Source organism: Bacillus sp. 1780r2a1 (genome assembly GCA_024134725.1).
Classification (GTDB): domain Bacteria; phylum Bacillota; class Bacilli; order Bacillales; family Bacillaceae_H; genus Priestia; species Priestia aryabhattai_A.
In genome coordinates this window covers 410,328-432,606 of record CP099863.1, presented here as the reverse complement: position 1 = coordinate 432,606, position 22,279 = coordinate 410,328, and the positions used below count along the sequence as shown (strand labels likewise).

The window sequence follows — 22,279 nt, the reverse complement described above, 5'->3', positions numbered from 1 at the left end:
GCGTTTTCTAAACTGACTACATTGTTCATGAAACCAAAAAAAGGCCTGTCTTTCGCAAGCCTTTTTGTGCATCGGAACAACTTTATTGAATTTTATACTGTAGGATTGCTACGTACAGCTCAACCAAGTCACTGAGTTTGCGGGGATCTTTATTTGTTAGCTCCGAAATGCGTTCCAATCGGTACCGCAGCGTATTCCGGTGGATAAAAAGCCTGCTTGCTGCTTTGTTTACATCACCATTTTCTTCAACATATACGCTTAAAGTTTCTAACAAATCGCCTTTTTCGTCATAGTCTTTTAACACTTCAAGTGATTGACTTAGCTCGCCTTTTACTCCAAATTCTTTCGCTTTAGCTAAAAAAACAGCTAGTTTATAATGTTCATAGCGATAAAGTGATTGATCAGGGTGTAATTTTTCACCTACTTCTAACGTATAGAGCGCTTCTTGATAAGATGTAGCGATTCCTTCCACTGAAGGCAAGAACCTTCCAATTGCCATCTTGCCTTCTAGCTGATTACGTTGAATCCAGCTCTTGATTTTGTTAAAAGCACCGTCTTCTTGTTCCTTCGTTATATCAATTCTTTTCAGCACTACAATATGAGTTGGTTGAACAACATACAAGTCATCGTTTTCGAGCTTTCCTCGCAGCCACTTATAGCCATTTGAATGATTTTCCGCTTTTAAGATTATTGCTATACGTGGGAGGTCCAACTGAATCCCTAAACGCTCTACTCGTTCAAAGTAAAAGGAATCTAACGTTTCCGTGCCGTGAAGCAATTGACTCGTTAATTCCTCTTTCAGTCGCTCGTCCCATTGAATTTCATCTATTAATACTGCCTGCTGTAGAATCATTTCAGCAGCCATTTTCACAAGCTCACCGTAGTTCCTCACTTCCTCTGGTTCACCTGTAATACCAATCACACCAACAACCCTATCATGAAAGGTAATGGGCAAATTAATTCCTGCTTTTACTCCTTGAAAATGCGTTAAATCAGAACTCGTAATTTCAAAGCCTTTTTGTGTTTCGATTACTCGCACAGCACCTTCATGAATAGAATCAATTCGATGATGATCCCCTGAGCCGATAATTACGCCTTTTTCATTCATCACGTTGATGTTGCGATGAATAATATTCTTCGTTCGATTTACAATTTCTTGAGCTAAAGAATGATTTAAAAACCTCATGCACTCCACCTCTTCATTCTCATGAATGCCTTTTCAATCTATCGTTAACTATAGCATCATTAAATAAAAAAAAGAAAGCCTGCTTATACCTAGGCTTTCTTTTAATTGAAGAGTCCTCTTAACGTAAATGAATGTTGTCAATTGTTATACTCTTTTTTACATCTCCTAAGTAAAAGACAAGCTGAGCATTTTTATCGTCATGAGGTAGCTGTAAATTTTTAAAAGCGAAGTGATATTTCTGTATTCTGGAAGATACTTTTACTTTCTGCTTCTCATACACGTTTCCATCTTCGTCTGTCAGCGCAACAAACATATCACCTTTTGGTTGAATACTTGCATCAAAGCTTAATTCATACCCTTGTCCTGCATTCAGGAAAATACCTTTTTGAAGTAACTTCAAATCATCTGCATATTTGCTGCTTGTTTTCACATCAATATGAAGCTGGCGTTCATTAGGGTCAACGGTTGCTAAAGCATTTATTTTTCTCGCTTGTACAACGTGCCAATAGCTCATTCCATCTGCTTCTCCCACGCTAAATGTACCGTTGTATACTCGATTTCCATCACTTAAAGGAACCTTTGGAATATCGTCATTAAACGGAATTCCTTCAACCTCTACAAGCTTTGCGTTTCCAATCCATACAGGCTGGTCGTTTGTTCCAAGATTAAACTCAACGCGCGCTGCATTATCGGATTCTTTTTTCATTTGGAACAAAACTTCATAGCTTTGTACTTGGTTTGTCAGCTGAGCATTTAAAGCTGGTGAATATCCTGCGTATCCAACTGATGCTCCTCCTGTTACTTGTACCTTCATGCTTCTAGCTACTTCCGTTTTAGCATCAAACGTTAGCTTATAAAAGCGGCCTTTCGCTAGTGACACAATAGACTGAGGCTGCACCGAGTAAAGCTGACCTCCAGGACGAAGTATATTTACCTTTAAAAAGCGGCTATTGTTTAATTCTTCTACTGATAAAACTGCATCTCCATCCGGCTCTTTATGAAGGGACCAGTTAGCAGTACCTTCAATTCCCATGCCAGGGTCACCTGCTTTTGTTTCTGTAAACTGATTGTTATAAACTAAGTTTCCGTCTGCTTGAGGAAGCTTAGCACCTGACAAATATTCTTCTTTTGGAATGACTGGAGGAGTTGGCTCACGGTACTCTCTGCCCGTTAACTCATAGACTCTTACATAGTCAATTTTCATTTCTTTTGGGAACTGGGTCTCTGCCGTTGGATTCCCATCAAAATTCCCACCAACTGCTAGATTCATAATGAGATGAAATTCTTCGTCAAACGGCGCTGGATAAGCATTGGTATCTGGCTGTCCATCACTTTGACTGTACCAATCGTTTTGCACGCTATAGAGCTCACCGTCCACGTACCATCGGATTTCACCAGGCTCCCATTCAACGGCATATGTGTGGAAATCTTCAATTGTGCTTCCATCTTTAAATGTGTATTCTTCACCGCTATACGTATTGTTTGGCCACTGCTGACCATAGTGAATGGTGCCCGCAATAGTATTTGGCCTGCTACCCCAGCCTTCCATAATATCAATTTCACCCGAAGCTGCCCAGCCTCCGTAACGATTATGCTCCGGAAGCATCCAAACGGCAGGCCAATAGCCTTTACCTGTTGGGGCGCTAGCACGGATTTCAAACTTCCCGTATTTCTTGCTGAACAACCCTTTCGTCTTTACACGAGCAGATGTGTAGTCAAAGCCTTGGTAGCTTTCTTTATGAGCTTGAATGACAAGATTACCACCTTCTTCTCGAACATTTTTTGAACGATTGGTGTAATACTGGAGCTCATTGTTCCCCCACCCAGGTATGCCCACAGAAGCACCGTTTGTTAAATCAAACGTCCATTTCGTAGGATCAATCTTTCCATCGTCAAACTCGTCTCCCCACACTTGAGTCCACATTGGCTTATTTTTTTCTTTTTGCCCTTTAGCTTGTTCTTCCTCTTCGGCATGACCAACCGGGGTAAACAAATAACTAATTAACGCTGCTGATAATATGGAGCCGAAAACCTTTCGTTTTAAAGAAGGACTTTCCATTTATGATTTCCTCTCTTCTATTAAAATATAGTAATCGCTTACATTTTAATTAACATTTCTATTACCTATAAAGTTCTACGTATGTGGTCCCTACTCTCTGGTTAATCTTAGTGATTGAGATAAAATAAGCTTATATTTTTCTAAAAATTCAGATATAAAATAGTATAAAAAATCGCTATGTCCATGGATTTCTTACATTAGACATGCTTGTCTCCACTTTATCGAAAGCGCTTTCGATAAAGTCATTATAGCCTAGTCCATTTTGGTACGCAACAGCAAAATGATAAGAAAATTGTATTGTTTTAACCGAAACGATGCTAGATAGCATAGAGAAAAATAAAAAATGGGAATTTAATATAAGTAGTTTGAGAGGATAAAAATGTGGTTCATTTAGATAGATGTAATCTTGCCTTCTATTTTCGTGTGATAGTTAGCTACCACACGAAAATAGAATTAACCGTAAAGAATATATGATCTATTACTATAGGCAAATGCTAACGCATTCTTCTAGTTATACAAATAGACATTTTACAATGGACTGATGCTTTCAATCATTGTTCCTTGCGAGGTTTTTACTCCTGTCAGTAACACTTTTGTACCAGGAGCAAATTTCTCTTTATGATGTGCCAAATAGTCTGATAGCTTGAACGTTGTTGGCTGATTGTTTACGTAAACTTGAACCGTATTCCAATTCACCATTTCAAAATAATCAGCTTCAATAGATACTGTTTGATCGCCCGTATCAGGACTTACAACTTCTACAATATCACGAATTTGATTTTGTCCATTTGGACTTGCTACATAACGAACAACCAGTGCTGTTCCTGCTTCATACTGGCGAATCTCGTTTTGTAAATCGATGTCGCTTTTAACATGAAACGCTTTCATCTGTCCTTGAACGTCAAGTTCAATACAATGAGCATCGACTAAACCAGTTACAACTCCAAGAACTTCTAAAATTTGCTCCTGCCTTACGTTATTTTCAACAGGTATTGACGAATTACTTTGTTCTTGCTGCACAGGCGCCACTTTTTCTTCTTGTAAGGATTCTTGCTCTTCCTGAATTGGAGCACTTTGATCCTCTTCTAAAGCTTCTTCTTCTTTAGACTCCACTTTTTGAACAGGTGCTGGCTCTTTCTCTACTTGTAAAGCAGCTTCCTCTTGAATTGGTGGCTCTTCAACTGGCACTATACTCTCTTCAAATTCTGTTTGTAGCTCTTCTGTTGGTAACTCTTGTACGGGTGTTTGTACGTTCATTTCTTCTTCTACGGGCGAAGGTACAGGCTCTTGTTCCTGATAGCTTAACGGTACTGGTACTACTTTTACTGCAGGCTCCACTGGATCTTGCTTAATTGTGACTTCTTTCACTGTATCTTGTTCTTTTGCACTAGACGCGGCAGTGATTTCTTGTGCTAGCACCTGCTCGTCCGGCTTAGGAGAATGGACTACCCTTTGCTCTAGTGGTTGGTTTGCTTGATTATAAGAAAATGGTATCTCCTTTTCTGGCAGGTTTACTACCTTTTTAGGGTTCATGCTAGGCTTCTGATCTTGAGCACTTTTTTGTACTTGTGCGACTGTTGCCTCTGTCTGTTCGCTGTTTAACGCGTTTGAGACGCTGCATCCAGTAATTGTTGTTACAATGGCTAACCCTGTTCCACCAATTTTGATAAGCTTCTTTCTCTCTTTTGCTTTTTGCTTAGAAAATTTTTCAACTCTTGTAATTCTATCCATTTAATTACAACCTTTCATTAATTTTCTGCTTTTTTAATTTATATTAGATTGAGAATTATGAATAGAGCGAAAGAGAAATACAGTTCTAAGGATTTAATGTTTTTCTAAAGATTAGTTATTAATCCCCAAAAACCGACAAAGTTCTACAAGTATCATTGAACTATAAAAAGGGAATTTATGAGAAACTAAGAACAAACGCGGTTACCCTAGCTGAACTTTCCTCTTACAAGAAAACAAACAAAAAAACTAGAAGCCAATCGCTTCTAGTTCATTTTTGGTGATACTTTTCAATTACTTTATGAAGCTCTTCTAAATAAATTCGAGCCATGCGACTAAGTTGAGTTTTGTTGTGAACAACCCATCCTACTCTAATGAACTCACCTTCATCAAGCGGTACCGATACAATATTTGATCCATTTAAATCTTCACTTACAATACCTGTTGAAATGGTGTAGCCGTTTAAGCCAATAAGCAAATTAAATAACGTTGCTCGGTCACTGACTTGAATGCTTTGTTTACTTGGAATCGTGCTGAAAATTTCTTCAGCATAGTAAAACGAGTTAAATTCTCCTTGCTCAAAGCTCAACCGTGGGTATTCTTCTAAATCTTTAAGCGTCACGGATTTCTTTTTAGCAAGCTGATTTTGGACACTCACAAAGATATGAGGAGTAGCTTGAAACAGCTCATGAAACTCCAACCCTTGTTCTTTCAAAAGCTGCAGCATTACTTTTTCATTAAACGAGCTAACGTATAAAATGCCAATTTCGCTTTTTAAGCTCTTTACGTCTTCAATGATTTCATAGGTTCTCGTTTCTCTCATCGTAAACTGGTATTTGTCTTGCCCGTACTTTTTAATCATATCCACAAACGCATTGACGGCAAACGCATAGTGCTGAGTGGAAATGGAAAGCAGCTGTGGAGAAGGCGCTGCATTTAAGTATCTGTGTTCTAACAACTCTGCTTGTTCAACAACCTGCCTTGCATACCCTAGAAACTCAGCTCCGTCTGAGGAAAGGGCAATACCCGTTGAAGTACGGGTGAAAATCGTAATTCCAACTTCTTTTTCTAACTCTTTTATTGCTTTTGACAAGCTTGGCTGTGAGATGTAGAGCCTGCGAGCTGCTTCATTAATCGACCCACACCTCACAACTTCAATAACATATTTGAGCTGCTGTAATTTCATAATTAAATAAATGCGACTCCTTTTTGTTTGAAATTTTCTGTATAATATCCGTTTGTATTTTAACTTCAAATGGTTAAAAGTTCAAATCGATAGTCGTTTTTTATTTGTTATATCTTTTGGCTATATCAATTGATGCGTTTTATCAGTTACACTATACCTCTTTAGTCATGGTAGGATACATACAATAAAATAAATTGTTGGGTTTTCTAAGGATATTTAAAAGCAACTTAAACGAAAAAAATTTCAGGAGGAATTTTATGCGCGTTGTTCAAACTTCTCAAGTTATTGCTGAAAGTACATTTAATAAGTTTCACTTACTCGTGTTTCTATGGTGCTTTTATGCCATTGCGTTTGACGGCTTTGATATTGCACTTTACGGAATAGGTTTACCACTTATGATGGAGGATTACGGACTAAGCGTCGTAGAAGCAGGAGCGATTGGCAGCTATACGCTTGTGGGTATGATGCTTGGTTCTTTCCTACTCGGCTCTCTGGCAGACGTAATTGGTCGAAAAAAGATTTTAGCGATTTGCATGGCTATATTCAGCATTTTTTCTCTTTTAGCAGGGCTTGCACCAAACCCACTTACCTTTACCATTATGAGGTTCATCGCAGCGCTAGGAATGGGTGGCCTAATGCCAGCTGTCATTGCAGTTATGACTGAATACTCACCTAAAAAAAATCGTGCTCTCACCGTTGCTACCATGTACTGCGGCTACTCAATTGGAGCAATACTAGCTTCACTTATTGGGATGTACTTAATGGAAAGCTTAGGATGGCGTTTTTTATATTGGCTAGGGATTATCCCGCTGCTCACCCTACCACTATTTTTGAAGCAGTTTCCAGAATCGCTATCATTTTACATTCTGCGAAACCAGGGTGATAAAATTGCGAACATTCTTAATAGAGTTAGCCCTAGAGGAAATTATCAATCTACCGATGATTTTGAATATGAAACCGTGAAAGAAAAAGCAAAAGGAGTTCCTGTTAAAAAGCTTTTTTCTGACAAACGAGGTGTTAGCACAGTATGTTTTTGGCTTATTGTCTCGAGCTGCCTCCTTATGATTTACGGCCTAAACACATGGCTACCTAAAATTATGCAAGGCTCCGGTTATGGTATTACATCAAGCTTGTCCTTCAGCCTTGTTTTAGGAATAGGTCAAATCGGAGGTTCTTTATTAGGCGGGTATTTCGTTGATCGCATCGGTCACCGAAAAGTTCTTTTATACATGTTTTTACTCGGTTCACTTTGTTTTGTTGCGCTAAGCCTCACATCTCAGCAGCTTTTATTATACGTGTTAATTGCGATTAGCGGTGCGTGTACAGCTGGAACTCAAAACTTAGTAAATCCTTATGTTTCAGGGTTCTACCCACCGGAAATTCGCACAACCGGGTTAAGTGTAACAGTAGGCATTGGGCGAGTAGGTTCTATTTTAGCTCCTGTAATTATCGGCTTCTTATTAACAACCAGCTTAGCTCCTCAGCAAGCATTTATGGCTTTTGCCGTTCCTAGTATCATCGGATGTATCGCTCTTTTATTTGTTCAAGAGCGCCATGGACATGCAGAAGAGAGAATAACCGCACCTGCGCATTTTAAAGTATCAAAGGTTTCAAGCTGAATAGTACATGGTGAGGAGCAAAGCACAAAAACAAACATTCACAGGGCATCTGTTCGCACAGTTCCTTATCTTAAACCAATAAAAGAAGAAAAACGAGATCATATAAAATGATCTCGTTTTTGCTGTTTACCTTCTATTCTCTCACTATTAAGCATTGAGCGTATTTTTTTCAGATTCAATTAGCACTTTATTTTGCCCTAAGAAAATTGCAAGAACAACGATAAAGATACCTGTTCCAACTAAAAGCCATTCTACGCTAACAAAGTCTGCAAGAGGTCCAAAAACCAGCATTCCAAGCGGCATCATAGAAGTAGAAATCATGCCCATCACCCCAAATACACGCCCTAAATACTCTTCTTCTACCTTTTCTTGCAATAATACGGTAGCTGGCGTATTAAAAATAGGCATAGCGACTCCAAAAAGGCCCATAAATCCTAAATACAGCCAAAAGATAGGAACTAAACCAAGGGCTAACGTACAAACGCCCATGATTATGCTTGCTAGGCCCAACGTTTTAATACGATTTTGGAAGCCACCCCAAGCTGCAATAACCCCTCCACCTATCATCATTCCAACTGAAAATGCAATTTCGATTGCAGTCAGTCGCCACACATCATCACCAAAGCTTCGCGTAACCTGAAGCGGAGTTAAAAATGCAGCTGGTGCCATTAGTACAAAGAACACCGCAAAGAATAAGAAAAATTGCTTTAAGAAAGCATGATTATTCACGTAGCGAATTCCTTGTTTAAAATCACTGAAATAGCTTACTTCCTGTTTCCCAACAGCTTTTTTATGCACAGAAACTTTCACGAAAGTAAGCAGCGTCAAGATAGCAAGTGCTGCTGTAACTACATCAATGAAAAAAATAACCTCAAGCGACATTGTAGTAAGTAAAGCAGCGCTAATCATTGGTGATATAAACATAATGATTGCCTGGATACTTCCATTTGCTCCGTTTACTTTGGTCAGCTTATCTTTTGGCACAATTTGTGGCAAAATGGCCCCAACAGCAGGTGTTTGAATCCCTGCTCCAAATGCACGGACTGCTGCCATCACAAACAGAAGCCAAATACTATCAAATCCCATTAAAAAGAGAATTGCTAGAACAAGTGTTGCAGTGGCAATTAAACCGTCCGCGAGCATAATGAGGACTTTTCGATTGTAGCGATCCGCCCAAACCCCAGCAACGGGCGATAAAATAAAGGTCGGAATAAATCCACAGATAATATACAACGTCATCATGAAGCCCGACTGTGTGGTTAACGTAATGTGCCACATGATAGCATACTGCACAAGGGACGATCCAAACAGTGAAATTGTCTGGCTACTAAGAAAAAGAATAATATTCTTTAACCAGTTCTCTTGTAAATGGTTTTCTGCACTATTCATATTTAACAGCTCATTTCTATTCAATTTTTATCTCATTTACCTACTAACTCCGTCCATGCACTCCTATTTTGAGACAACAAAAAAGAGAGGAATATTCTCCTCTCTTCTTAAAATAACCGTAAAATATAGGGTTTTCTTAAAAATAGACAGACCAATCCCGTTGCTCTGAGCGCAGGCAGAGCTTCCAATTATTCAATTAGCGAATGAACATTGGTAAACGTAATCTCATTGATGCTGTCAACAGAAAAACCCCCATTTCTTATTAGATACTATTATCATAGCAAAAAGACCTGTTTGATACAATTACCTTTTTACTTGGAATTAACAACCTTTTAGAATCAATATGCGTTAAGTGAGCGTTTCATTCATCAAAAAGAACAAACCTTTACCGTTTCGACTAAACAAGATGGCGGGCTCACAAAAATAATTATTTTCTATGTGTCTAACATATCCTCATCATTTTGATACTCTAGGATATCACCTGGCTGACAGTCTAAAGCTTTACATATAGCTTCTAACGTTGAGAAACGTACCGCTTTGGCTTTACCATTCTTTAAAATAGAAAGGTTTGCCATTGTAATTCCTACCTTCTCTGACAGTTCAGTTACGCTCATTTTCCGCTTGGCTAACATCACATCGATATTAATAATAATAGCCATATTCTTCACCTCAAATTGTTAAATCGTTTTCTGATTTGATATTGATTGCTTCTTTTAAAATCCTTTGAAGAACCGCGGCGAACACAGAAATAACAATGGAAGCAAATGGAACAATTAAGCCGACCAAAATGACTCCCGGAGCATCGTCCTTTTCCGCAAAGAGATAGAAAAATGGTAACACAAAAAGATGTAGCATACTAACCGCAACGGCACAATATTTAATTTTCTTTAATGCTTCTACAGATAATTCAGAGAAAGCCTTATTTTTGTCAATATAGCGTAAAAGCTTGAAAGCTTGATATAAAGCAAAATAAAAAGGTATGGCTGAAGCATAAAACGCAACGGAAACGAAATACTTCATATACGCAAATTCAGGAAGTAATTTTTCAGTAACACCAGCCAACTCTGGAACTAAAAATATACATAAGAGGAGAACAGGTATTCCAATCAAAATCACAGCTACCTTTAAAAATAGTGTTGATAATCCTTGTTTCATATAAAGCACCTCACTTAATTTATTATTTACAATATGATAGTAACTCAAAATTTATTGTTTTTCAATAAATATTTTATCTTATTCATGATTTTATTATTGTTAAATCACAAAAGGCTTTTGTTCATTCATCTGCTTTTTTCCTATGCTAATAAAAATAAGCAGCCCATATTTGTATAATATGGGCTGCTTTTCATACTATTTTATATACCATTGCTACATTTCGCCTAATGAACTTTCTTCAACTCTTGAAACCATCACCTTGTCTACACGAAACTGATCCATATCAACCACTTCCAATAACAAATCCCCTACGCGAACTTCATCTTTTACTTTAGGAATTTCTCCCTTTTGGCTGGTGATAAAACCACCAAGAGTATGAAAATTTTTATTGCTCGTTAGGTTTTCGACACCTTCAAGGTCGAAGTACCTGACAAATGTGTCGATTGGTATCAGCCCATCTGCAAGCCAAGAATTTTCGTTACGCTGGACGATTTGAAGCTCTGTTTCGTGCTCTTCTGGCATCTCACCAATAATATGTTCAAACACGTCGTGAAGAGTAACTAATCCTTCCACCCCGCCATATTCATCGATTACAATTGCTTCGTGGTGTGCGGATTTTTTCAACATTTCCATCGCTTGAAAAGCTTTCATTGATTCAGGAAGAATGATTGTTTGACGTATACATTCTGTCAAGTCAAAGTGTTCATCAGACACTAGCTTTGCAAACATGTCTTTCGCATGAACAATTCCTTTAAAATCATCAAGCGTTCCCTCTCCTACAGGAAACCTAGAATATGAATTTTCTTTCATAATCCTAATGTTTTCCTCTAATGGATCTTCTAAATCAAGCCATACGAGCTGAGGGCGTGGTGTTAAAATATCGCCTAATCGCTTATCTCCTAAGTAAAAGATTTGTTCCACAAGATCTTGTTCAATGGATTCAACAACTCCGCTATATACGCCTTGTTCAATCAGCTGAGTAATCTCTTCTTCCGTTACATCTGGCTCATCATTTGGCTTTACTCTCAGCACTTTTAGTACAAACTCTGTTGATTTACTTAAGATAAAGATAAGAGGTTTACCAATTTTTGAGAAGTAATACATTGGCTTTGCCACAATCGATGCCGTTTTTTCTGGATTGTTTAATCCAATTCGCTTTGGGACCAGTTCCCCAATAATTAACGACAAGTATGTAGACAGACCTACCACAATGATAAAGCTTAACTGATAGCTAAACGCAGCCAAAGCATCAATTTGGTCTACATAGCCTGATAGCTGCCGGGCAATTGTGGCTCCTCCAAATGCCCCTGTTATTACACCAATTAACGTAATTCCAATTTGAATGGTTGATAACAGCTGGTTTGGATCCTCAGCAAGCTTTAATGCATATGCAGCTCTGCGGTCACCTTGTTCTTTTAATTTTTCAAGTCGATTCTTTTTAGACGTTACAATTGCAATTTCGGTCATCGCAAAGAGTCCATTTGCGACAATAAGGATTAAAACAATAACAATCGAAACCCAAATACTATTCAAGAGGTTTTCACCGGCCTTTAACGTAATAATATACAGTTAACTTACCCGCTTGAACAATAAGTAATACCATTATTTTTCATTGATGGTAAAATCAATATAAATTAATTTTAAAGGAGCTTCTATGCGCTGGTTTACGTTTTTAGGACTTTTTATTTTAAGTTGGTTCCTTTATTTCGTACAGGATCTCGTACTTGAAGATTATCTTAAAGGTTCCATTTCGCTAACTCTTATCGTTGCTATTATCATTAAAGTAATTATCTTTTTCCTATTATTTAATTTGGCGAGCAAGCTGTTTGACAAGTACCAAAAGAAAACGAGTACTAAGGTGTTGTTAATAGTTACTGCTTTTTTTATCGTTTTTGTTATTATAGCTATAGCAGATAACTTATGGTACGAGTATTATGGCGATTGGTTGATCAAATAAAAAAAGCGTGAAGGTTTATGCTAGACCTTCACGCTTTTTTATGGTGTAATCAATTGAAAGAAACGGAATTCCAAAAATCCACATTTTATGACTAGCTTTGATTTGATGTAAGCCTGTCTCTGGCCATACTGTAAAATGCTCATTTATTGGTAAGCGAATTGTAAACCACTTTGTTACGTAGTAAATCCCTTCATCACCTTTATCAGCTGACTGTTTTAGACTAGTTAAAATAAAGCCTCTTTCTCTCTGCTTATCCTGTGGATTTTCAAAGCGCAGCACGCCGGTCATTTGGCCAGACGGTAGAGGAAGCGCAATATTTAAGTACTTTTTCTCCTGATATTCATGGGATGAATACGCAGCGACAAAAACAGCTTTATTCGTTTCTCTTGATGTTCGAATCCAAGCTCGAACTTTCTGCCTTCCATCTTGCTTACTGCTAATTCCAACAATTCTGCTATCCACAACTAGCTCTTCCGTTTCATGATTAAGCGGTAGGTTAATTTGCTCAATACTTGAGCTAAATTGCTTATAGATTCTGGATAGAAAACCAAATCCTTTATGCCAATATGTTTTAGAATGAAGCTCATATTCAAGAGTTTGTTCATAAAAATGTCGAACAGTAGGATGAACAGACTGAGCATTGAAACCTCTTTGCTGAAATTCACCTAAGTTATCTACTAGCCCTTCATAGTGGTTATGCTTTCTATCTTTTGATTCGTACTGCTGAAAGAAATCAGCGCCAATTTTCCACCTTCCAAAAAGATTGCTAGTAGGCATTGCGTATGGGTTGAATACCATACTTGGACGAATAAAAGACCAGCCGATGACCCCTAGAAAGACAAATCCAAATGCATTCCCAATCCCATGAAGCGACACCATATTTGGAATTGAAATGAGCTCGACGTGTAGTACGCGTGATAAGCCATAATACCCTGCCAGTAGCATGGTCAACAAAAGTGTCCCCGATGATAAGACAAGAAAAACATACGCAATTGTGCTTTTGGTTAAGGTTCGTATCCTTACTACTGTAAAATAGGCATATAGCCACAGACAAATGACAAACACTACAACAAACACGAATTCAACCAATCGAGAAAACGTAATGCCAACCGCAATACCCATCGAGCTTACCATAATACCAATTGCTGCTATGTGATACATAACTGGTAGTTTCTCACCTCGTTGCCTCAGTAACCTTCCAACAAAACCTATAAAGATTGGCGTAATCAGAGCCGAAAAGTGAAAGTGGATAGCGGTCAATAGCGTAATTGTTGGTCCAAATGACACCACGTCGATGCCAAATTGAAACGTTGAAAACCAAGCTCCTCCAAGCAGGAGATACATTAACCCAATATCAATACTTACTTCTTCAATTAAATAAAGGCCTCTTGCCAAAAGCCTTGATGCACCATATAAAAACACCATTGCTGTCCATATTAACCAACCAAGCGATAATAACCCTGCTGTTATTCCTGTGGAAAAAAAGAATGACAAACAAGCTAACAGGGCGGCTATTGGATATAGATATACGCTGAATATGTACGTTTTAAACGTATCGCCGTTGCGATTTCTTGTTTCAATAACGTTTAAGATAAGCGGTACAATGACGAGCATGGCAAATAGTAAAAGCCGCTCAATTTGATTAACTTCAAGAGCTAGAAAGAAACTTAGCCACATAATAAATCCGATAAGTGCTTGTATGGATGTGAACTTTCTCATAACTCAGCTTTCCTCCTAAACCGCTGTTACTACTGCTTCACGCCTTGGTTTTGCGTAGGCGGGAGGATCTTCACAAGTCACGTACTCAATCGTGAACGTTCCTTTATAGCCAAATACTGTGCCAAAGCTTCCGTTCGTTACTGCCACATGAATGTGAAAGCACTCGTTTTCTTCGTCATACCACTCAATTGCTTCCGCTGTACCTGAAAAAACGGCCGGTATCTTTAGATTTAAACCTTTTTTCGAAAACGTAAGCGGTCCTGAAAGTAAACGAATCCCGCCGTTTTCCAACACGGAAATATCAATATCCGTGACAAAGTCTTGGTCGATACCTAGATAATCTACAATTCCTTTCTTCTTCGAACTATAGATCATTGTGGCATCAAAATTGCGTACTGGGTCAAATTGAAATTTCCGAATCCAAGCCATGCACTCCTGACCTTGTGCGTTTCGATACGCGTAATTCTCTAACGTAAATGGGATATTTCTCCCTCTTTCTGAAAATGTAATGTTCTTCTGTGCACCTAGATGAAGAAAAGGTTTCATATAAACTTTTCCGCCCCATATTTCTTCCATCACTCCAGTACAGATAATAGATGTTCTAGCCTCGCTCGTTAAGCCAAATTTCTTCTGAAGTTCTGGGTGAAGCCGACTGTAAGCTTCTCCAAGTGCTCGTTCATAAATTGAAATCATTGTTTTCCCCTTTTTGTCGTTCGTTTTCTTTTGCAACTTGACGCGCTTGGTAAATCGCGTAAGTTCAAAAGCGCCATTGCTGAGTAGCCAATCATTGCAAGCGTTAAGGTGGCTGGATTGAAAGGTGCTGCAAAGATACTACCTCCACTCATTACTGCGCCAACACCTAAGCTAATTAACGCGACAATATTTATCAAATGAAGCCATTTGCTTCGGCTAAATATTAAAAAAAGCAAGCCGAAGGTAATTTGTCCAGCTCCTAGTCCGTATAAAAAAAGTTCTTCTTTTCCTTGAAGTAAACCTGTTCCTTTTAATAACGCCAGCTCGCCTGCTTCTTGATATAAAACTTTAGGAACAAGCCCTTGGTAAATCCAGATAAAAGCAAGGATACCACTTAAAATGATTTGAAACAGGGTTTTCATTATCGAAATACGCGGTGGAATTTCCTTTTCAATCCATAACCGTAGACAGTCAAAACTCCAAGCTGTCGCCCAACCCATCAGCGGTTTAAAAAGGACATCTAGCACTCTGCCCAAAAAACTAAAGCGAGTCTTATAGTCATACTGAGTTAAAAACTGGATGCCTCGATCAGTTTTTATATACTTCCAGTAGCCACTACCTTCTTTAATTAGCGAAATTGGGTGGTCTGCCCAAAATTTTAGTGAGGAAATGCGCTCGTCATCTTTTTCAATCGTTTTTACGCTCTCTCCCGTTCCTTTTATGCTAATTCCAAACCCAATATTCGTTTGGTACAGAAACTGCTGAGGCGCTTCTTCTTTTTCTTTCGGTAAATATTCAATATTTGAAAATCGCAAATCCCACTGCTGGTGTAGCTCAGGTTTTTGCGTATATTCCCAAAGCTTCTCCATTTCACAATCAATTACTATTTCCACATAAATTGGCTTTGATTTCGCCATACAATGCTCCTCTTTTTAATAAATTGTCTTATTTAGTAGTTCAGTATGTTCATAGAAAGTCCTTTTTGATAAAACTAGAAAAAGAAGAGTAACTACTACTCTTCTAAATTTATTTATGTAAGGAGTAACAAAATGCCTTTTATCAATAACGATGTTAAATTAATTCAAACTCTGCTCCTTTTGGATAAAGCGCTACGTATTCATCGCTGTCATCATCTAAATAGGCAATCTTTGCGCCTTCAAGCACGTTGTTCTTTTCAAGATCTTGGATAATAGTTTGAGTGGCTTTCTCGGGGTCAATCACATAGTTTACAATATTCGCTGTGCCACTTCCAATGTCTCCACCATCGCAGAAGCCATTACCTGTCCACCCTAAGCATTCATTCATTAAATCCTCAACGTGATGTCTCTTATCAAGTACTTCTTCCATTTCCCCATCTTCATAGCTATACTGTACAACCAGCTCGATAAGCTCATCTTCATCTATGTAATCATAGCCTTCATCAACTTTTGCTTCTGCTAGGCCTTCCATTAACTTTTCTGCATTGTGAAGTCGCGATAGTTTCTTTTCTTGAGTCTCGCCTGCATCTCCAACTCGTCCATAGTGAATCAATAACGTTTTCTCATCTTCCCAGACTTCCCAATAAAGGAGCTCACCGTTTACTTCTTTCAGCATTTTGATCACAATCATTACCCCCTATGACTTTTGTTAAGTAAATTATACTATGTATTTGGAAATTTTTTTTACTATTTTTTCTGATTACAAACTAAAATAGTCACTGTTACTTTACAAAATATGAGGTTGTTAAGTGACCGTGCTTCACACAAACCGTACATCAATCAGCTCACTTAATCTCATTTTACGTTTGGCTCCTAATGCATCGTCAATAAAAACAAAAAGGGCCCTCAATGAATCGACAAACTGAATGAATCCTGTTTCCGTTATATAATGCCCTTGCTTGTAGTATGTAAGATAAACTTTTCGATTTGCATGTAATGCTTCAATTAAAGTAAAGTTCATGTGCTCTATTTGATCTTCGGCTAACACTGGCTGTGAAACTTCTAATTGTTTATTAATTATGTTTTGTATACCTATATACTGCTGTGGCATCGTTGCAAATGGTCGCCATTTTTTCATTCCTCTATTTTGCATAAAATCCCCTCTTTCTTATCATGCTTTATGCCCCCCAATGAGGCCATTTCGATAGTGAGCTGTTGAGTGATCGAGATGGCTTGAAGCTCGTAGAATACTGTTCTTTCCGTAGCGTAGTCGAATATCATCAACCGTTTTGGAAAGCGCATAGGCTCTTTCACGCTGATCACTATCTTCAAATAAGCTCATTTGCTCTTCTCTTTGAATGCTTGTTTTTGATAGCGAAATACCAATCGATCGAATAGGCATTCCACTATCAAATGTATGTAAGATTGTTAAACAATATGGAAAGATATCTTGGGTCAAGTTTGACGCCCGCATCATTTTCTTTTGCTTGGAAAATCCTCCTTTTTGCTTACTGTAGCCAATGGATAAATGAACAGTTTGAGCCACCACTTGGTGCATACGCAATCGAAAACAGACGTCATCTAACAGCTCCAATAGCAAAAGTTCCACTTCTTTTCGACTCGTATAGTCTTGAAATAAAATTTGACTCTTTCCAAAAGAACGAGAGCTTGGAACATACACGTCAGAAATACGGCTAAAATCAATTCCGTTAGCATGTTGGTAAAGCTCTTCTCCCATAACACCAAACTCTTTTTTCAACATCTCTTTGGAAGAAAGCGCAAGCTCTTTTATAGTCGTAATGCCTAAACGGTGTAATCGTTTTTCCGTAGCCGATGAAATCCCCCAGAAGTTTTTCAATGGATGAATTGACCATAGTTTAATAGGAACGTCCTCATAGCGCCAATGAGCAACGCCCGATGAGCTGTTCTTCGCTTCATGGTCCAAACTGATTTTAGCTAATAAGAGGTTGGGGCCTATTCCTGCAGTGGCTGTTAGCCTCGTCTTTTGGTAGATTTCATCACGTATTCGATGGGCTAATTCTTCAGGAGTTTTGGCAAATAAATGTAGAGAAGCTGTCACATCAATAAACAATTCATCAATGCTGTATGCATGAAAATCTTCAGGCGCTACATACTGTAGTACCAAGCTTGAAATATAGTTAGAAGCCTTGATATAGCGCTTCATAGATGGGTTCACCACATAAACGTCTTTTCTTTTAGGAATGTCAAACAGCCGACTGCCGGTTTTGATTCCTTCTTTCTTTAACAAGGGCGTGGCTGCTAAAACAACTGAGCCAGGCCGCTTCGTGTCTCCCACAACAGCAAGTTTTACTTTCAATGGATTCAATCCCCTAATAACGCAAGAAACCGATGCAAAAAATGCTTTCATATCAATACAAATAATGACTCTGTTCGGTAACTGACCATAATCCATGAAAATAACTCCTTAAAAGAAAAAGTGAGGAACATTCGTTCTCATTATATACGAACATTTGTTCTTTAATCAATAAATTTTTAATAAAATTTTTGATTTTGAACTATCTCAAACGGAAATGAAGCTGATTTCAGACTTAACAAAGCCGGATGGCAGAATCACTGGTCAAGCCCCAGCTGTTTATGAAAAGGTTTAGCTTTCATATAGTAAAAAGAGCAGAATTGACTCTGCTCTTTTTACTATTTTCTATTCATTCCCCTCTTTTAAATCCCCCCAATTGGGGCAAGTTCAATTTCTTTATGCTCCCAAACTCACCCTTTCTCCGTATACTTATTAGACACAGAAACATTGCTTTTGGCTTGTTTTTTAAAACAAAAAAGAAACATAATAAAAAACCCTAAATTCTCTCTCTAACTCAAAGAATTTAGGGTTAAATAAATATTGTTTAAACCTTTAATAGGCCTCGAAAGCCCCTGGAAGAATAGTAAGAATCCGCTCCGTTATGGTAGACAAAGACTGTGTCGTAGCGACGATCACAAAAGATAGCTCCACCACGCTTTCTAATAGGGGCTGGTGTTTGTACCCAACTCGATGTTTTATTATCGAAGCTTCCAAACTCCTGTAGATATCGATATTGTTCTTCCGTTAAAAGGTCAATTCCCATATCCGTAGCCATATCAATAGCCGTATTTTCAGGCTTGTGCTTCTTTCTTGATTCCAGCGCTTCACGATCGTAACAAACGCTTCGACGTCCTTTTGGACTTTCTACTGAACAATCATAGAACGTGTATACATCCGTTTCTGTATCATAATCAATTACATCTGGCTCGCCGCCAGTTCGCTCCATTTCATGAAGGGACCAGAGTTTTTCAGGATTTGTTTTGAGCTTTGCTTCTACTTTGCTCCATTCAAGCTCTGGATGACGATTTATATTTTTTTCAAAACGTTCTCTCAATACTGTAATAATTTCTTCACTCTGTTCAGGTGACAACTGCTTTTCGTTATTTGTCATATTAAAGCCTCCTTGGCAACTCTCGAAATAGCTTCATAAAAAATAAAGGTAAAGACGAACATATTTATTATACTAGCTTATTTTTCTAACCGGTAAGAAGGTTTCCTTCCCAAATATTATTTTTTCACAAATGCATTTACTGTTTACTTCTTCTCTGCCACACTACAACTGGAATCAATAACAACGAAAGCATCCCCCCAACTAGTGATAACGTGGGAAAGCTTGAACCTGCTACAATCACTCCTGATAAAGCTCCACCTGCAGCTCCTGATAAGGCAATGGAAACATCAACCGTTCCCTGCACTTTCGCTCGTGTAGAGATGCTCGTAGAGTCCACAATTAGTGCCGTACCGCTTATTAAGCCAAAATTCCACCCTAATCCAAGTAAAACAAGGGCAAGGACTAATAAAAACATGGATTCTCCTGGTGCTAGTGCTGCGATTAATCCAGCTAACAGCAAGGTAGCTCCAGAAGCAATCGCCATCGGAACGCGTCCAAGCTTATCGACAAGGATTCCAGTAAACAGTGACGGAAGGTACATAGCACCAATATGAAAGCCAATTACTAATCCAACGGCTCCTAAGGCGTGGCCGTGGTGAGTCATATGAACAGGTGTCATCGTCATGATGGCAACCATCACGATTTGAGTAATGACCATAATTGTGGCACCAATTACAATTCCTCTTTTATCTTCTTTCATCGCTGCTGAAGCCGTAGCCTCCTTTTTATCATGTTGCTTCATCATTTCTATTTCTCTTGCTATGACTAATGGCTCTGGACGAAGAAAGATAAAAAGGAAGATTCCAGCTAAAAGATAAGCAGCTGCTCCTAACATGAACGGACCTGTAAGAGATGGAAACCCGATTGACTGGGCAAATTCTCCCGTCACGCCTACTAAGTTAGGACCCGCTACGGCACCGAATGTCGTAAACACCATTGTCGTACTAATCGCTGTGGCTCGCTGCTTGCTGTTGGCTAAGTCTGTGCCCGCATAGCGAGCCTGCAGATTTGTAGCTGTGCCTGCTCCGTATATTAGCAACGAAGCAAATAACAGTACAATACTGTTTAGAATAGCTGCCAATATGATCCCAACTGCACCGATACCACCAAAGAAAAAACCAGTTGATAGCCCAATACGCCGTCCATATCGTTGTGAAAGTCTGCCCACTAGCAGCGCAGCTCCAGCCGATCCAAAAGTTAACAGCGCAGAAGGAACTCCTGCATAAGCTTCTGTTCCGAGCATCTGCTGGGCAATAAGTGCACCAACCGTCACTCCTGCAGCGAGCCCTGCACCACCAAGTATTTGTGAGATACTAACAATGAATAAAATACGTTTATAGAGCGCTTGTTGCTTTTCTTCCGAAAGCACGTAGCTATGTATTTCTTTTGCAGTACTTGTGTTTGTCATCACCGAACCGCCTCTCCAAGAATATGGTCCCTTACATAATTAAAAACCAAATAATTACTCTTTCTATGATACTATATCTTTACAAAATAAAAGCAGCTCATTTACTACTAAAAAATAATCAACGGAGGTATTACAGTGGAATTCTCAAAACCTGAATTAGTTGAAGCAAAACGTCAAATTGATTCAACTTTACATAAGCTCAGAGAAACCGTCAAAACGCTAGAAGCAAAAGAAATTCCCAGTAGGTACAAATCGCAAATCACTTTAGCTAGGCGACGTATAGATGCATTTGAAATTTCTGTATTCCTTATTGAAAGAGAACTAATGGAACTTGATGAGGAAAGTTAAAGAGACAAAAAAACCCAAAAATCGCACATAACCACGCGAGGTTTGGGTCTTTAGTACATTCTTATTTATGCATACTTTTCAACTTCAATGTCGTCACAGACTCAACGTGAGCCGTATGAGGGAACATATCGACTGGCTGTACGTTTTTTACTTTGTAGTACTTTGAAAGAATTTGGACGTCTTTTGCAAGAGTCGATGGGTTACAAGATACGTAAACAACTTTCTTCGGCTTCACTTGTAAAATTGCTTTTAAAAGCTTTTCATCACAGCCCGTACGCGGTGGATCCACGACGATAACGTCCGGCTTCCAGCCTTCACTTACCCATTTTGGTAACCACTGCTCGGCTGGCCCTGTTACATATGTGGCATTTTCAAAGCCGTGATCTTTCGCATTTTTACGCGCATCCACAATTGATTCTTCAATGGTATCCATTCCGCGGATTTCTTTGGCGTCATCCGCTAACCATAAACCAATCGTTCCAACACCACAGTAAGCATCAACGATTTTTTCTTCTCCTGTTAGCGCCGCTGCTTTTTTCACTTCGTCATAAAGCTTAACGGTTTGCTGAGGATTTAATTGGAAGAAAGCGCGAGCTGATAGTTCAAATGAGATATCTCCTAACGTTTCTTGAATGACTGGCTTGCCTGCTAGCGTAAACGTTTCATCACCAAAGATTAGCGACGTTTTTTGACCGTTTACGTTTTGAACAACAGATTTCACTTCCGGTAGACAACGTTTGATTTCCTCTAATAGTAAGTCTTTACGCGGAATATCTTTTTGTGCCGTAATTAAAACAAGCTGCACTTCACCTGTTTCAAATCCAACGCGCGTCACAAGTGTACGAACAACCCCACCGCGCTTTTTCTCGTCGTACACAGGAATTTTTAAATCTTGTAAAATACGCTTCATTTCTTTTGTCACATGATTTGTCGCGCGATGTTGAATCGGACAGTTTTCAATGTCAATTAAGCGGTGTGAATTGATTCCATATAGGCCGGCAATGACTTTTTGCTTGTCCATTCCAACCTGAAACTGTGACTTGTTTCGATAACGCCACGGATCTTCCATACCAATTGTTGATTTGATTTTTGACTCAACGTTTTTCAATGAGCTATGACGTTCAAAGGCTTGTGAGACAATGTCACGCTTTGAATCAAGCTGGCCTTCATACGACAAGTGCTGAAGCTGGCAGCCTCCACACTGCTCATAGATGGGACAGGGAGGGTTAACGCGCTGTGGTGATTTTTTGCGAATACGCTTAATACGACCTTCCGCAAAGTTACGCTGTACGTTCGTTGCTTCAACAACTACTTCTTCATCTGGCAACGCACCAGGAACAAAGACAACTTGGCGTTTGAAGTATCCAACTCCTTCACCGTTAATACCAAGACGCTTAATAGTAAGCGGAAAGGTTTGTCCTTTTTGAACCTTCATTTCTTGTTTAGGTTTATTCATTCTAACAACTCCG

At 38.8% G+C, this 22,279-nt stretch carries 20 protein-coding genes; 3 read left to right on the top strand and 17 right to left on the bottom strand.

Going from position 1 to position 22,279, the window contains the following annotated elements; translation table 11 throughout:
- Nucleotides 1-82 precede the first annotated feature (82 nt).
- The 4 genes from NIZ91_02250 to NIZ91_02235 all read right to left on the bottom strand — a co-directional run bounded on the left by NIZ91_02250 (nucleotide 83) and on the right by NIZ91_02235 (nucleotide 6,159).
- Nucleotides 83-1,186: a helix-turn-helix domain-containing protein gene (locus tag NIZ91_02250; protein USY55526.1), complete on the bottom strand. Its 1,104-nt coding sequence runs from the start codon at nucleotides 1,184-1,186 to the stop codon at nucleotides 83-85.
- Nucleotides 1,187-1,304: 118 nt separating this feature from the next.
- Nucleotides 1,305-3,245 (bottom strand): family 16 glycosylhydrolase, encoded by a 1,941-nt coding sequence (locus tag NIZ91_02245; protein USY55525.1) that lies wholly within the window; start codon nucleotides 3,243-3,245, stop codon nucleotides 1,305-1,307.
- A gap of 528 nt (nucleotides 3,246-3,773) precedes the next feature.
- Entirely contained in the window at nucleotides 3,774-4,976 is a 1,203-nt protein-coding gene (locus NIZ91_02240; protein ID USY55524.1) for a hypothetical protein, read from the bottom strand.
- Nucleotides 4,977-5,244: 268 nt separating this feature from the next.
- Nucleotides 5,245-6,159 (bottom strand): LysR family transcriptional regulator, encoded by a 915-nt coding sequence (locus tag NIZ91_02235; protein USY55523.1) that lies wholly within the window; start codon nucleotides 6,157-6,159, stop codon nucleotides 5,245-5,247.
- A gap of 257 nt (nucleotides 6,160-6,416) precedes the next feature.
- Between NIZ91_02235 and NIZ91_02230 the strand changes: the two genes are divergently transcribed.
- Complete coding sequence (locus NIZ91_02230; GenBank protein USY55522.1) at nucleotides 6,417-7,778, top strand: aromatic acid/H+ symport family MFS transporter; 1,362 nt, start codon at nucleotides 6,417-6,419, stop codon at nucleotides 7,776-7,778.
- Between the two features lie 147 nt (nucleotides 7,779-7,925).
- On the opposite strand, the gene NIZ91_02225 is transcribed toward NIZ91_02230, so the two are convergent.
- The 4 genes from NIZ91_02225 to NIZ91_02210 form a co-directional block, all read right to left on the bottom strand.
- Complete coding sequence (locus tag NIZ91_02225) at nucleotides 7,926-9,167, bottom strand: MFS transporter (protein USY55521.1); 1,242 nt, start codon at nucleotides 9,165-9,167, stop codon at nucleotides 7,926-7,928.
- Nucleotides 9,168-9,601: 434 nt separating this feature from the next.
- Nucleotides 9,602-9,826, bottom strand: coding sequence for a helix-turn-helix transcriptional regulator (locus NIZ91_02220; GenBank protein USY55520.1), 225 nt, complete (start codon nucleotides 9,824-9,826; stop codon nucleotides 9,602-9,604).
- Nucleotides 9,827-9,836: 10 nt separating this feature from the next.
- A complete protein-coding gene (locus NIZ91_02215; GenBank protein USY55519.1) occupies nucleotides 9,837-10,322 on the bottom strand; it encodes a DUF2975 domain-containing protein in 486 nt (161 codons plus the stop codon).
- A 213-nt stretch (nucleotides 10,323-10,535) separates the two neighbouring features.
- Nucleotides 10,536-11,855 carry a hemolysin family protein gene (locus NIZ91_02210; GenBank protein USY55518.1) on the bottom strand — a complete coding sequence of 440 codons (1,320 nt, stop codon included), beginning with the start codon at nucleotides 11,853-11,855 and terminating at the stop codon, nucleotides 10,536-10,538.
- A gap of 121 nt (nucleotides 11,856-11,976) precedes the next feature.
- Here NIZ91_02210 and NIZ91_02205 point away from each other — a divergent pair, with 121 nt between their 5' ends.
- A complete protein-coding gene (locus NIZ91_02205) occupies nucleotides 11,977-12,279 on the top strand; it encodes a hypothetical protein (GenBank protein ID USY55517.1) in 303 nt (100 codons plus the stop codon).
- Between the two features lie 15 nt (nucleotides 12,280-12,294).
- Here NIZ91_02205 and NIZ91_02200 read toward each other — a convergent pair whose 3' ends face one another.
- The 8 genes from NIZ91_02200 to NIZ91_02165 all read right to left on the bottom strand — a co-directional run bounded on the left by NIZ91_02200 (nucleotide 12,295) and on the right by NIZ91_02165 (nucleotide 20,462).
- Complete coding sequence (locus NIZ91_02200) at nucleotides 12,295-13,998, bottom strand: YndJ family protein (GenBank protein ID USY55516.1); 1,704 nt, start codon at nucleotides 13,996-13,998, stop codon at nucleotides 12,295-12,297.
- 15 nt (nucleotides 13,999-14,013) lie between these two features.
- On the bottom strand, nucleotides 14,014-14,691 hold the full coding sequence (locus NIZ91_02195; protein ID USY55515.1) for a DUF4166 domain-containing protein: 678 nt from the start codon (nucleotides 14,689-14,691) through the stop codon (nucleotides 14,014-14,016).
- The gene (locus NIZ91_02190) at nucleotides 14,688-15,608 is read right to left on the bottom strand and encodes a DoxX-like family protein (protein USY55514.1); all 921 of its coding nucleotides are present in this window, start codon (nucleotides 15,606-15,608) and stop codon (nucleotides 14,688-14,690) included. The genes NIZ91_02195 and NIZ91_02190 overlap by 4 nt, the downstream gene beginning before the upstream one ends.
- Nucleotides 15,609-15,762: 154 nt before the next feature.
- Entirely contained in the window at nucleotides 15,763-16,293 is a 531-nt protein-coding gene (locus tag NIZ91_02185; protein USY55513.1) for a WGR domain-containing protein, read from the bottom strand.
- Nucleotides 16,294-16,428: 135 nt separating this feature from the next.
- On the bottom strand, nucleotides 16,429-16,761 hold the full coding sequence (locus NIZ91_02180; GenBank protein ID USY55512.1) for a YolD-like family protein: 333 nt from the start codon (nucleotides 16,759-16,761) through the stop codon (nucleotides 16,429-16,431).
- Between the two features lie 18 nt (nucleotides 16,762-16,779).
- Nucleotides 16,780-18,042, bottom strand: a complete 1,263-nt coding sequence (locus NIZ91_02175) for a Y-family DNA polymerase (protein USY55511.1) — start codon at nucleotides 18,040-18,042, stop codon at nucleotides 16,780-16,782.
- 445 nt (nucleotides 18,043-18,487) lie between these two features.
- On the bottom strand, nucleotides 18,488-19,054 hold the full coding sequence (locus NIZ91_02170; GenBank protein ID USY55510.1) for a DUF4256 domain-containing protein: 567 nt from the start codon (nucleotides 19,052-19,054) through the stop codon (nucleotides 18,488-18,490).
- Nucleotides 19,055-19,190: 136 nt separating this feature from the next.
- Nucleotides 19,191-20,462 (bottom strand): MFS transporter, encoded by a 1,272-nt coding sequence (locus NIZ91_02165; protein USY55509.1) that lies wholly within the window; start codon nucleotides 20,460-20,462, stop codon nucleotides 19,191-19,193.
- 135 nt (nucleotides 20,463-20,597) lie between these two features.
- Here NIZ91_02165 and NIZ91_02160 point away from each other — a divergent pair, with 135 nt between their 5' ends.
- Nucleotides 20,598-20,810, top strand: coding sequence for a hypothetical protein (locus NIZ91_02160; GenBank protein USY55508.1), 213 nt, complete (start codon nucleotides 20,598-20,600; stop codon nucleotides 20,808-20,810).
- A gap of 61 nt (nucleotides 20,811-20,871) precedes the next feature.
- Here the strand turns inward: NIZ91_02160 and rlmD are convergent, their stop codons facing one another.
- The gene (gene rlmD, locus NIZ91_02155; protein ID USY55507.1) at nucleotides 20,872-22,266 is read right to left on the bottom strand and encodes a 23S rRNA (uracil(1939)-C(5))-methyltransferase RlmD; all 1,395 of its coding nucleotides are present in this window, start codon (nucleotides 22,264-22,266) and stop codon (nucleotides 20,872-20,874) included.
- Between the last annotated feature and the right edge of the window lie 13 nt (nucleotides 22,267-22,279).